This is a genomic window from Pallidibacillus thermolactis (assembly GCF_025660415.1).
Taxonomy (GTDB): Bacteria; Bacillota; Bacilli; order Bacillales; family Caldibacillaceae; genus Pallidibacillus; species Pallidibacillus thermolactis.
Genome location: NZ_JAOUSE010000002.1, coordinates 29,326 through 41,920, shown reverse-complemented (window position 1 = coordinate 41,920; position 12,595 = coordinate 29,326). Strand labels below are relative to the sequence as shown.

The following is a 12,595-nucleotide window of genomic DNA, read 5'->3' as shown; positions in this document are numbered from 1 at the left end:
CGAAATGCGGTTAAGTGAATTAGGTGGTAAAGAAATTGTCGATATAAAAAAAGCAGAACGATTAGGTGTGTTAGGGCAAACCGACTTAGAAATTAATGAACAAACAGGTCAAATTGTTGCTTTAATCATTCCAACTGGTAAATGGTTTCAATTCCGTAAGTCTAGTGGAGAAATACGCGTCCCATGGAAATACATTAAAAAAATTGGAACGGATATGATTATCATCGATTTTCCAGATGAAGAGTTAGATAATTAAAATATAATGAAAAATATTTTAGTCTGACTTTTACACCGACTTAGAAGAAGCGGTTGTAGGGGTCAGACTTTCATATTTTTAGCAAATGTTATATTTTCATCTAAATTATACAATCACAAAACCTCAGCAAAAACATAGTATAGGAAAGAATACGATGACAAATTTGATAATAATGCATCGAAGAAGGTGGAATTTATTTATGTTAACAGGTTTACAGATCGCTGTTATTGGAGGAGATGCAAGACAGATCGAAATCATTCGGAAACTGAACGAACTCGATGCCAAATTATTTCTAATCGGATTTGAACAATTAGACCATTCCTTTACAGGTGCTGTTAAAGAAAAACTGAGTGAAATAAATTTAAAAGAAATTGATGCCATTATTTTACCTGTTGCAGGAACGAATTTAACCGGAGAAGTGGATACGATTTTTTCTAATGAGAAAGTAGTGCTGACCGAAGAAATCTTAAAGAAAACACCATCCCATTGCACCATTTATTCTGGAATTTCAAATGCTTATTTAGATGAAATTATTCAAAAGTCAAATCGAAAATTAGAATTATTATTTGAACGTGATGATGTTGCTATATATAATTCGATCCCAACGATTGAAGGCGTACTAATGATGGTAATACAGCATACGGATTTTACCATTCATGGGTCGAAAACAGTAGTTTTAGGTTTTGGAAGAAATGGAATGACGATATCCCGAGTATTTCATTCGTTAGGTGCAAAAGTAAGAGTTGGTGCTCGACGTAAGGAACATATTGCCAGAATTGAGGAAATGGGACTTGAGTCTTTTCATTTAAAGGATCTTGAACAAATTGTTAAAGATGCTGATATCGTAATCAATACAATTCCCCATTTAATTGTCACTGCAAGTGTCATCTCAAAAATGCCACACCATACCCTCATTATTGATATCGCCTCAAAGCCAGGTGGAACAGATTTTCGTTATGCAGAAAAACGAGGGATAAAAGCCATACTCACCCCAAGTTTACCAGGTATTGTTGCTCCAAAAACGGCAGGCCAAATATTAGCCAATGTTTTGGCTGAATTAATGAAAGAAGATTTAATGAAAAGGAAGGAGTCAACTTAAAAAATGGAAGTAAAAGGAAAGAGAATTGGATTTGGAATTACAGGTTCCCATTGTACTTATGAGGAAGTTGTACCCCAAATTGAAAAGCTTGTTGCAGCGGGAGCTGAGGTTGTACCTATTGTTACCCAAACCGTAAAAAATACGACGACTCGTTTTGGTAGAGGGGAAGATTGGGTTGCAAAAGTGGAACAGATAACAGGCAAAAGAGTATTAGATTCCATCGTTGCCGTAGAGCCCTTGGGTCCTCGGAACCCTTTAGATTGCATGGTTATTGCGCCACTAACAGGAGCTTCAATGAGTAAATTAGCTAATGCGATTACAGACAGCCCGGTACTTATGGCAGCAAAGGCTACAATGAGAAATCATAGACCGATTGTACTAGGAATTTCTACAAACGATGCTTTAGGATTAAATGGTGTGAACTTAATGCGACTCATGGCTGCAAAAGATATTTTCTTTATTCCGTTCGGGCAAGATGATCCGTTAAAAAAACCAAAGTCTATGGTAGCTGATATGGACCAGCTAATCCCAGCTGTCGAAGCTGCTTTAGAGCATAAACAATTACAACCAGTATTAATCGAACGTTATAATAAATAAAATACTTCCCTAAACTTATACCGCTAATAAGAATGTTTTTTAGAAAGTATATTTATATTTTGATAGAGTGTGGTAAAATAAAAGTTAAATTCAAAGTTATGGTAAATTTGGAAATTAAGAGGATCGGAAAAATATATCCGATTTCCTCTTTTTTAACAAGAGATTAACATTAGCGGAAGGGGTTAAGACAATGACGAAATTTGGATTTTATGTTGCAGTAGTTGGAGCAACTGGAGCGGTAGGTACACAAATGATCAAAGTTTTACAAGACCGTGATTTTCCTATTAAACAATTAACGTTGCTTTCTTCTTCTCGTTCTGCGGGAAAAAAAATTCAATTTAAGGAAGAAACGATCGTCGTTCAAGAGGCCAAGCCTGAAAGTTTTGAAGGTGTTGATATTGCCTTATTTTCAGCAGGAGGAAGTGTTTCAAAACAACTCGCCCATGAAGCAGTTAAACGTGGTGCTGTTGTTATTGATAATACAAGTGCATTTCGAATGGACCCAGATGTACCATTAGTGGTTCCGGAAGTAAATGAAGAAGATTTGAAAAATCATAAAGGAATTATCTCAAATCCAAACTGTTCAACAATTCAAATGGTTGTTGCGTTAGAACCAATTCGCCAAAAATACGGTTTAAATCGAGTCATCGTTTCTACTTACCAAGCAGTCAGCGGGGCTGGAGCACAAGCCGTTGATGAATTGTATCGCCAAACAAAGGATGTTTTAGAAGGTAATGAAGTACGACCGGAAATTTTACCTGTAAAAAGTGATAAAAAGCACTATCAAATCGCTTTTAATGCCGTCCCTCAAATTGATGTATTCCAAGAAAACGGATTTACTTTTGAGGAAATGAAAATGATAAATGAAACGAAAAAAATTATGCATTTACCAAATTTACAAGTTTCAGCAACATGTGTTCGTATTCCGGTTGAGACTGGTCATTCTGAATCGGTATATTTTGAAGTTGAAAAAGAAAATGTAGAAGTTACTGAGATAAAACAACTACTTTCAACTTCTCCTGGTGTTGTATTACAGGATGATACTCGTGAACAACTTTATCCGTTAGCTACCACAGCAGTTGGTCAAGATGGTGTTTTTGTTGGCAGAATACGGAAAGATCTAGATGAAGATAAAGGATTTCATATGTGGGTTGTTTCCGATAACTTATTAAAAGGTGCAGCTTTAAATTCAGTTCAAATAGCTGAGAGCTTAATTAAACTAGGTTTAGTTCGCAAATGATGTAATAGAAGACATATCAACTTCAAACAAGAGTATGATTTCCAGAGGTGTTTTATGAATAAAATAATTGTCCAAAAGTTTGGTGGAACGTCTGTCCGAACGGAAGAAAATAGAAAACATGCTTTACAACACATAAAAAAAGCAATAAGTTCTGGTTATAAAACGGTTATTGTTGTATCAGCAATGGGTAGAATGGGAGACCCTTATGCAACCGATACACTTCTCAGTTTAGTTGATGGCGAAAAGACAAAGATCGATAAGCGGGAACAAGATTTATTAATGTCCTGTGGAGAAATTATCTCATCAGTCGTATTTACGAACATGTTACTCCATAACGATATCAAGGCAGCAGCATTTACTGGTGCACAGGCAGGATTTATAACGAATGATGATTTTACAAATGCAAAAATTTTAGAAATCGATCCAAATCGTATATTAAAAGAATTAGAAAATCTGGATGCGGTTGTTGTTGCAGGATTTCAAGGTGCTACGGTAAAAGGAGATATCACAACGCTTGGTAGAGGTGGTAGTGATACGACAGCTGCTGCGCTAGGTGCCGCATTAAAAGCGGAGTGGATTGATATATTTACCGATGTTGAAGGTGTGATGACTGCTGATCCACGGGTAACAAATAAAGCCCGTCCACTTTCTGTCGTAACGTATAATGAGATTAGTAATCTAGCCTACCAAGGTGCAAAAGTCATTCATCCTCGTGCAGTCGAAATTGCAATGCAGGCGGATGTACCAATTCATGTACGGTCAACCTACTCAGATGCACCAGGTACACTAGTTACGAAATTATCTCGGATCCAACAAGGCATGGACATTAAAGAGCGATTAGTAACAGGAATTGCCCATGTTTCTGATGTGACACAAATAAACGTTGAGGCAAAACAGGGGCAAATGAATATGCAAGAAGAAGTATTCCGTGCAATGGCGAATGAACAGATTTCTGTTGACTTTATTAATATTTCACCAAATAATGTAGTTTACACAGTAAAAGATCAATTAGCGGAAAAAGCTGAGAAAATTTTGTTGGATAAAGGCTATAATCCAGTACTTGAAAGAAATTGTGCCAAAGTCTCTGTTGTCGGAGCTGGTATTACTGGTGTTCCAGGTGTTGCTTCCAAAATCGTTTCAGCACTTTCAGAGCAAGGTATTCGTATATTACAATCAGCTGATAGTTATACAACCATTTGGGTGCTAATTAAAAAAGATGATTTAGAAAAAGCTGTCAATGCATTACATGATGCTTTTCAATTAGAAGACGTTGAAAAAGATGCTTTTTCTATTGACGAACATAGTTCTTTTAAAACGACTTGAGGAGTGATTTAAATGGCTAATTTTGGTCGAATAGCCACTGCTATGGTGACACCTTTCGATGCAAAAGGAAATATTGACTTTCATAAAACAACACGATTAATTGAGTACTTAATTAACAATGGTACAGATGCATTAGTTGTATCTGGTACAACGGGTGAATCACCAACATTATCGAAAGAAGAAAAAATCGCGTTGTTTGAACATACTGTAAAAGTAGTAGACAAACGTGTTCCCGTTATTGCCGGTACAGGCAGCTACAATACGAGAGAATCTGTTGAATTAACGAAAAAGGCAGAAAAAATTGGAGTAGATGGCATTTTACTTGTTGCTCCGTATTACAATAAACCGAATCAAGCAGGTTTATATGAACATTTTAAAACGATTGCTGAAAATACTGATTTACCGATTATGTTGTACAATATACCTGGCCGCTCTGTCGTTAATATTGAACCAGAAACTGTTATTCGTTTGAGTGAGATTCCAAACATAAAAGCGATAAAAGAAGCGGGCGGTAATTTAGATCAAATGACAGAAATAATTGCCAACACGCCGGATGACTTTGAACTGTATAGTGGAGATGATGGATTCACCCTACCGGTATTGGCTATTGGTGGAGCTGGTGTTGTTTCTGTTGCTTCCCACATCATAGGGAATGAGATGAAACAAATGATTCAAGCATTTTTAGCAGGTGATCATAGAAAAGCAGCAAAATTACATCAAAAATTATTACCGTTGATGAAAGGGCTTTTCAAAGCACCAAGTCCTGTGCCGGTGAAAACTGCACTTCAAATTAAAGGAATAAATGTTGGTAGTGTTCGTCTGCCCCTTGTCCCTTTAGCGGAAGATGAAAGAAGCGAACTTACTAAACTACTCCAAACAATAGAGTAAAAATTATAGGCTGTTCCGTAAAAATGACTCCATTCGTATTTACGGAATGGCTTTTTTTATTTATGTAAAATGAGAACATTTTCAGAAAGAAAGTTGACAAACCCTTGAGTAAAAGGCTTAATATATAATCATATATAATTAAGTTACGAAAAGTTGAAATCGTTATAGTATAATATAAGAAATGTTTTTAATATATCTGTAGGCACTTTTGGAAATATGAGAACATTCACTTTTTATGATTGCGGTAAATATGGAAGTAACGAAAATAGAGATTACATAATTACTCGTAGCGAATCGGGCTAAAGTACAGATGAATCGACGTTGCCCGTTGAAGCAAGATAAATTTATAACTTTACAGGAGGATGTTTTTCTTGGTTAATGAATTCGCAAAGTCCATTAAAATCCTTTGTTTAGGGGGAGTGGGAGAACTTGGAAAAAATATGTATGTTGTAGAAGTCCATGATGACTTATTTGTCATTGATGCAGGACTTATGTTTCCAGAAGATGAGATGTTCGGTATTGATATTGTCATTCCAGATTATTCATATTTAGTTGAGAATAAAAATCGGATTCGAGGTATCTTTTTATCACACGGACATGAAGATCATATTGGAGCGATACCTTATATATTGAGACAAATTGATGTTCCTGTATACGGGACAAGGTTAACATTAGCCTTGACGAAGATTAAACTTAAAGAACATGGATTATCGTTGAAAATTGATTTTCGAGAGGTTAAAGAAAATACACAATTAACCTTTGAACACGCAAAAATCACATTTTTCCATGTGAACCACAGTATCCCAGATGCCGTTGGAATTTGTATTGAAACGAGTGAAGGAAATATTGTGTATACCGGAGATTTTAAATTTGATCAGAGTGCAGATCCATTATACCGTGCCCATATTAGTAAGATGACAAAGATAGGAGATCGTGGTGTCTTATGTTTATTATCAGATAGTACAGAATCCGAGAAAGAAGGTTATACACCGTCCGAAATTACAGTTGCAAAGGAACTCGATGATGTATTTAAACGTGCTAAGAGTAGAATTATCTTTGCTTGTTATGCTTCGCAAATTAATGCCATTCAAAGACTAATCAATGCTGCTTATAAATCAGAACGAAAAGTAGCCATCGTTGGACGTGCTTTGCATCATATCTTTCAGATGGCTGCAAAAAACGGATATTTATATGTACCTGAAAATTTAATTATAGTCCCAAACAATTTAGGTGAATATCCTGATAATAAAGTAGTTGTATTAATGTCTGGGAACCAAGGTGAACCCTTAGAAGCATTGCAAATGATGGTGAAAAGATCTTATAATCAGATCCAGATTCAAAAAGGTGATACCGTCATTATTGCTGCCTCTCCTCATCGTGGTGGAGAACAATTTTTAATTCGAACGGTTGATATGTTATATCGTGCCGGTGCAAATGTTATCAGTGGTAAACGAGTACATGTTAGTGGTCATGGAAGACGAGAAGAGTTAAAGTTAATGATAAATTTAATGAAACCGAAATTTTTTGTTCCTATTCATGGCGAATATAAAATGTTGGTTAGTCACGCTCAGATTGCTGAACATATGGGAATTCCGAGTGAAAATATTTTTATTCCTGAAAAGGGAGATGTGATTGAAATTAAGCATGGCAAGATTCGTGCCAATGGGCGTGTTACTGCAGGGAATATATTAATCGATGGTAGCGGAGTTGGAGATGTAGGAAATATCGTATTACGCGATCGAAAAATGCTATCACAAGATGGAATTTTTATCGTTGTCGTAACCATTAATCGTGATGAAAAGAAAATTGCTTCTGGTCCAGAAATCATATCCCGTGGATTTGTATATGTTCGTGAATCTGAAGAACTAATGGGACAAGCGACCAAACTCGTGAAAGAAATTGTAGAGAAAAATTTAAGAGGTCAATTTTTTGAATGGTCTAATGTTAAACAGGAAATTCGTGATTCATTAAATGGCTATTTATTTAATAAGACGAAACGTCGTCCAATGATTATCCCAATTATTATGGAAATTTAAATAAACCGTTACTCCTTCCAAAGCATGAAATCTTTAAAACTCGCTCATACTAAAAATATCATGTTTGGAAGGAGTTTTTCAGTAATGAGTGAAAATAAAAATAATCAAGAAATGCCACAAAAAGAAGAACAAAAACCGTCAAATCCTTTGATTGAAAAAATCCAGCAACTCGGTCAAACGAACACGCCACAAATGACGAAGGACTCGAATATTCATTGTTTAACAATAATCGGTCAAATTGAAGGTCATATGCAGTTACCGCCGCAAAATAAAACGACAAAATATGAACATGTTATACCGCAAATTGTAGCTATTGAACAAAACCCGAAAATTGAAGGATTGCTCGTGATATTAAATACGGTTGGAGGCGATGTAGAGGCAGGGCTTGCAATCGCTGAAATGTTAGCTTCTCTTTCTAAACCAACCGTGTCGATTGTTCTTGGTGGTGGACATTCAATCGGTGTTCCAATTGCTGTAAGTTGTGATTATAGTTTTATAGCGGAGACTGCAACCATGACGATCCATCCCATCCGCTTAACCGGTCTTGTCATTGGTGTACCTCAAACCTTTGAATATATGGACAAAATGCAAGATCGTGTCATTTCCTTTGTAACAAAACATTCGAAAATACAGGAAGAGACCTTTAAAGATTTAATGTTTGCTAAAGGTAATTTGACAAGAGATATCGGAACGAATGTCGTTGGGACAGATGCGGTTAAATATGGATTGATTAATGAAGTTGGTGGCATTGGACAAGCGATGAAAAAATTAAATGAGTTAATTGAATTAAAAAAGAATAGTGAGGATGGGATTGTCCAATGATCATACATACAATCGTACCACCAGAACTTTTATTACAATCAACGGAAATGGAAGAAAATACCGAACAATTGTTTATCTATCAAGGGATACCAGTTGCTGCACAACCTTTGAATAACATGGAATGGAAAATAACAAAAGTCATGAGTACCGATCCTGAACATTATTTACATGAGCAAATTTATCCTGGAGCTACAATGCGAATCTGGTAAATTTTTTTAACTAGCATATGTTAAATATTTCTAAAAAAGTCGATTATGATATAATAACGAAAAGAGGCTGTCCAACAGAGTCTAATCAAGAAGAGCTGTAGACAGCCTCATCTTTTTGAGTAGAAAGACTAGGTGATACATATGGCGAAAAGAAAAAAAAGAAGGAGAAAAAGTCAAACAAAATTAAAACAAACAATTAAATTTGAAGCAGGCTCACTTATATTACTAGCTTTATCTATTATTTCCATTCTGAATTTAGGTTTAGTAGGTAGGGGGCTTGTTCATTTCTTCCGTTTCATTGCTGGTGAATGGTATATCATTTTACCGTTAGGGCTTATCGTATTAAGTATATATTTAATATGGAAGCGTGAATGGCCGAAGTTTTCCAATCGTAGGCTTGTCGGTATTTATATTATATTTATTGCAATATTATTATTAACACACATTGCTTTATTTGACCCTTTGACTAAACAAGGGATTATACAAAGCCCGAGTGTCATAAAAAATACATGGGAATTGTTTTGGGATGACTTATTGAATGAAAGTTCAACCGTTGATTTAGGCGGAGGATTAATCGGTGCGGTTTTTTTTGCACTGCTTTTTGTGTTGTTCGAATCGACCGGTGCAAAAATGATTGCTTATGTTTCCATTATTGTCGGTTTATTATTATTGACAGGAAAATCTTTCAGTGAATTTTTACATCATGCATACCTACGAATAAAAGCCTTCCTGATTAAAACAACGGATGAAATCAAAGGTGATGTACAAAAATGGAAGGTAAAACGTGAAGAACGTCAAGCAGAAGCAGTAAATGAAAGAAGTAAACGACAGAAGCAAACAGAATTAGAAGAAAATAGTGAGGAAATGGAAAAAGAAGTAATAGAGGAGCCAATTATTTCAAACTTTGCTGAACGAACAATACGTGAAGTAGAAGAAACAGAAAGGGTAAATGAAAATGAAAGGGAACGTGATGACGGCGATGAACCAATGCCGATGAATTTTTCTGAGGTGGAAAATGTAGATTATCAATTACCACCTATTTCGCTATTAAAATATCCAAAGCAAACAGACCAAAGTGGTGAATACGAATTAGTTCATGCCAATGCTGCGAAACTAGAACGAACATTTCAAAGTTTTGGTGTAAAAGCACGTGTAACCCAAGTTCACATCGGCCCAGCAGTAACAAAGTATGAAGTCCATCCAGATGTAGGTGTAAAAGTAAGTAAGATTGTTAGTCTTCAGGATGATATTGCTTTAGCGTTAGCTGCTAAAGATATACGAATGGAAGCACCGATTCCTGGTAAGTCGGCGATTGGTATTGAAGTACCTAATTCAGAAATTGCCGTTGTAACTTTGCGGGAAGTGTTAGAAGGAAGTTTTGACCGTCTTGATAAAAAGCTTTTAATCGGTTTAGGACGAGATATTACAGGAGATGTCGTTTTAGCTGAGTTAAATAAAATGCCCCATTTACTCATTGCGGGTGCGACAGGCTCAGGTAAAAGCGTTTGTATTAATGGTATTATTACCAGTATATTAATGAGAACGAAGCCACATGAAGTAAAAATGATGATGATTGATCCAAAGATGGTGGAACTGAATGTGTACAATGGTGTACCACATTTATTAGCACCGGTTGTCACAAATCCAAAAAAAGCATCACAGGCACTGAAAAAAGTTGTTAATGAAATGGAACGACGTTATGAATTATTTTCAGCATCAGGTACAAGAAATATTGAAGGATATAATGAACATATTCGCAAACATAATGCAGAAACAGGAGAAAAGCAGCCACTATTACCATTTATCATTGTGATTGTTGATGAATTAGCTGACCTTATGATGGTTGCCCCTTCTGATGTTGAAGATGCCATAACAAGACTTGCACAAATGGCTCGTGCAGCTGGGATTCATCTGATTATAGCAACCCAAAGGCCATCAGTTGATGTCATTACAGGCGTCATTAAAGCGAACATTCCTTCTCGCATTGCCTTTGCTGTAAGTTCACAAACTGATTCAAGGACGATTCTTGATATGGGAGGGGCGGAAAAATTACTAGGTCGCGGTGACATGCTTTTCCTTCCAGCAGGTAAATCGAAACCAGTACGAATACAAGGTGCTTTTTTATCGGATGAAGAAGTTGAAGAAGTCGTAAATTTTGTCACGCAACAACAACAAGCACAATATCAAGAGGATATGATACCAGATGAAACACAAGAAACAAATGATGATGTTGAAGATGAATTATATGATGAGGCTGTTCAATTAGTTGCAGAATTACAAACTGCATCTGTATCCATGTTACAACGAAGATTTCGGATCGGTTACACTCGGGCGGCGAGACTAATCGATGAAATGGAAAAACGTGGGGTTGTCGGTCCATATGAAGGCAGTAAACCACGGCACGTATTAATACCGAAACCTGAAGATGATGAAATGAAGAGCATGTAAAATATTTGTGCTTAAAACAGTCCGTTATTTTTTTGATATAACAATAAGAACTTTAATGAATGTGTTGTTAAATTAAAATACTAGTTTTTCAAGCTTATTCATTGAACAACGTCATAGAATATATTTTATTAGAAAACTATTTTCTTACCTAAAAAACGAAACATTATTGATGATTTTCGATGATTGTTCGTATATAGCAAAAAAAATAAAAAACCTCCTAAAAAAATTGCCAAGAAATATGTTGTTATTAAAGGTTTGTAAACATTTTCATAAAAATATTGACAAAAAATCTTAAAAGTTCGTATTTCATATTTTTATTTTTCGTGATATAGTAATTCTTGGCAGTAGAACATGATCTGGAATGTAATCGTTTTTCACTAAAATGTAAGAAAAACGAGAAACTACAGAAAATGATAATGTTTCTACTAAAAAATTTTTAGGGGGTTTTTCTTTTGAAGAAAGGTAAACTTTCATTTTTGATCATCGTTGTCCTAGTTGCTGGTATGATTCTTGCAGCGTGTGGTGGCGGAGATGACAAGTCTGATGAAGGAAAAAAAGAAGATAACGGCACAGACAATTTCTCTGTCGCTATGGTAACGGATATGGGTGGTGTAGACGATAAATCATTTAACCAATCAGCTTGGGAAGGTTTGCAAGCATATGGAGAAAAATATGGCTTAGAAAAAGGGGATAATGGTTTTGATTATCTTGAATCCCAAGGTGATGCCGACTATATGCCAAACTTAAATACACTAGTTCGGCGTAATTTCGATTTAATATTTGGAATTGGATTTTTACTACAAGAACCAATTGATGAGATTGCTAAACAACATCCTGATGCACATTTTGGTATTGTCGACTCCGTTGTAGAATCAGACAATGTCGTAAGTGTTTTGTTTAAAGAACAAGAAGCTGCTTTCTTAGCTGGGGTTGCAGCTGCGAAAGAAACGAAAACGAACAAAATTGGATTTGTTGGCGGAATGGAAAGTGATGTTATTGATCGTTTCGAAAATGGGTTTAGAGCAGGTGTACATGCTGTAAATCCTGACATCAATGTTGAAGTGAAATATGTAGGTTCCTTTAATGATGCAAATAAAGCGAAACAAATTGCTAACCAAATGTATACATCTGGTGTTGACATCATCTTCCATGCAGCTGGTGGATCTGGTAATGGAGTTTTTACTGAAGCGAAAGAAAGAAAAGAGAGTAACCCTAATGCCAATATTTGGGTAATTGGTGTTGACAGTGACCAATTTGAAGAAGGACAAGTTGGTGAATACAATATTACTTTAACATCTGCAATGAAACGCGTTGATGTTGCAGTTCAAGACGTAATTGAAAAATCTAAAGACGGAGACTTCCCGGGTGGAAAAGTATTAACGTATGGACTTGCTGAAAATGGTGTTAGTTTATCGACAACAGGTGACCATATGTCTGAAGAAACATTAAATACTGTAAAAGAATATGAAGATAAAATTCGTAATGGAGAAATAACACCACCTGGAAATAAAGATGAATTGACAGAATATTTAAACCAGTAATTGCATTTAAAAAATAATGCCAGGGATACGGCGTAATTGCTGTATCCCTATCCTATGAAAAGGGACGCATAAAAAAATAAATGTATCACATTTATTTTTTTATGTGTGTCTTTGCCACACAAATAAAAGCTTAAGC

At 35.7% G+C, this 12,595-nt stretch carries 11 protein-coding genes; all 11 read left to right on the top strand.

Going from position 1 to position 12,595, the window contains the following annotated elements; translation table 11 throughout:
• Nucleotides 1-4 precede the first annotated feature (4 nt).
• The 11 genes from OEV82_RS01065 to OEV82_RS01015 all read left to right on the top strand — a co-directional run bounded on the left by OEV82_RS01065 (nt 5) and on the right by OEV82_RS01015 (nt 12,459).
• A complete protein-coding gene (locus OEV82_RS01065) occupies nt 5-256 on the top strand; it encodes a YlmC/YmxH family sporulation protein (protein WP_173662314.1) in 252 nt (83 codons plus the stop codon).
• Nucleotides 257-455: 199 nt separating this feature from the next.
• Nucleotides 456-1,355, top strand: coding sequence for a dipicolinic acid synthetase subunit A (gene dpaA, locus OEV82_RS01060; RefSeq protein ID WP_173662316.1), 900 nt, complete (start codon nt 456-458; stop codon nt 1,353-1,355).
• A gap of 3 nt (nt 1,356-1,358) precedes the next feature.
• Nucleotides 1,359-1,952 (top strand): dipicolinate synthase subunit B, encoded by a 594-nt coding sequence (gene dpaB / locus OEV82_RS01055; RefSeq protein WP_173662313.1) that lies wholly within the window; start codon nt 1,359-1,361, stop codon nt 1,950-1,952.
• Nucleotides 1,953-2,142: 190 nt separating this feature from the next.
• Nucleotides 2,143-3,192, top strand: a complete 1,050-nt coding sequence (gene asd / locus OEV82_RS01050; RefSeq protein ID WP_263060729.1) for an aspartate-semialdehyde dehydrogenase — start codon at nt 2,143-2,145, stop codon at nt 3,190-3,192.
• Nucleotides 3,193-3,246: 54 nt separating this feature from the next.
• Complete coding sequence (gene dapG, locus OEV82_RS01045) at nt 3,247-4,515, top strand: aspartate kinase (protein ID WP_173662311.1); 1,269 nt, start codon at nt 3,247-3,249, stop codon at nt 4,513-4,515.
• Nucleotides 4,516-4,527: 12 nt separating this feature from the next.
• The gene (gene dapA / locus OEV82_RS01040) at nt 4,528-5,403 is read left to right on the top strand and encodes a 4-hydroxy-tetrahydrodipicolinate synthase (RefSeq protein WP_263060728.1); all 876 of its coding nucleotides are present in this window, start codon (nt 4,528-4,530) and stop codon (nt 5,401-5,403) included.
• A gap of 362 nt (nt 5,404-5,765) precedes the next feature.
• Nucleotides 5,766-7,439, top strand: a complete 1,674-nt coding sequence (locus tag OEV82_RS01035) for a ribonuclease J (protein WP_173661461.1) — start codon at nt 5,766-5,768, stop codon at nt 7,437-7,439.
• Between the two features lie 111 nt (nt 7,440-7,550).
• Entirely contained in the window at nt 7,551-8,261 is a 711-nt protein-coding gene (locus tag OEV82_RS01030; RefSeq protein ID WP_263060795.1) for a ClpP family protease, read from the top strand.
• Nucleotides 8,258-8,470, top strand: a complete 213-nt coding sequence (locus OEV82_RS01025) for a YlzJ-like family protein (protein ID WP_173661465.1) — start codon at nt 8,258-8,260, stop codon at nt 8,468-8,470. Before OEV82_RS01030 ends, OEV82_RS01025 begins: the two co-directional genes overlap by 4 nt.
• 141 nt (nt 8,471-8,611) lie before the next feature.
• Nucleotides 8,612-10,918: an FtsK/SpoIIIE family DNA translocase gene (locus tag OEV82_RS01020; protein WP_263060727.1), complete on the top strand. Its 2,307-nt coding sequence runs from the start codon at nt 8,612-8,614 to the stop codon at nt 10,916-10,918.
• 452 nt (nt 10,919-11,370) lie between these two features.
• On the top strand, nt 11,371-12,459 hold the full coding sequence (locus tag OEV82_RS01015; protein ID WP_317630469.1) for a BMP family lipoprotein: 1,089 nt from the start codon (nt 11,371-11,373) through the stop codon (nt 12,457-12,459).
• Nucleotides 12,460-12,595 lie beyond the last annotated feature (136 nt).

What these genes read in the sequence shown, in the direction of transcription:
- OEV82_RS01065 (WP_173662314.1), top strand. Translation starts at nt 5, where the DNA reads ATGCGGTTAAGTGAATTAGGTGGTAAAGAAATTGTCGATATAAAAAAA.
- dpaA (WP_173662316.1), top strand. Translation starts at nt 456, where the DNA reads ATGTTAACAGGTTTACAGATCGCTGTTATTGGAGGAGATGCAAGACAG.
- dpaB (WP_173662313.1), top strand. Translation starts at nt 1,359, where the DNA reads ATGGAAGTAAAAGGAAAGAGAATTGGATTTGGAATTACAGGTTCCCAT.
- asd (WP_263060729.1), top strand. Translation starts at nt 2,143, where the DNA reads ATGACGAAATTTGGATTTTATGTTGCAGTAGTTGGAGCAACTGGAGCG.
- dapG (WP_173662311.1), top strand. Translation starts at nt 3,247, where the DNA reads ATGAATAAAATAATTGTCCAAAAGTTTGGTGGAACGTCTGTCCGAACG.
- dapA (WP_263060728.1), top strand. Translation starts at nt 4,528, where the DNA reads ATGGCTAATTTTGGTCGAATAGCCACTGCTATGGTGACACCTTTCGAT.
- OEV82_RS01035 (WP_173661461.1), top strand. Translation starts at nt 5,766, where the DNA reads ATGTTTTTCTTGGTTAATGAATTCGCAAAGTCCATTAAAATCCTTTGT.
- OEV82_RS01030 (WP_263060795.1), top strand. Translation starts at nt 7,551, where the DNA reads ATGCCACAAAAAGAAGAACAAAAACCGTCAAATCCTTTGATTGAAAAA.
- OEV82_RS01025 (WP_173661465.1), top strand. Translation starts at nt 8,258, where the DNA reads ATGATCATACATACAATCGTACCACCAGAACTTTTATTACAATCAACG.
- OEV82_RS01020 (WP_263060727.1), top strand. Translation starts at nt 8,612, where the DNA reads ATGGCGAAAAGAAAAAAAAGAAGGAGAAAAAGTCAAACAAAATTAAAA.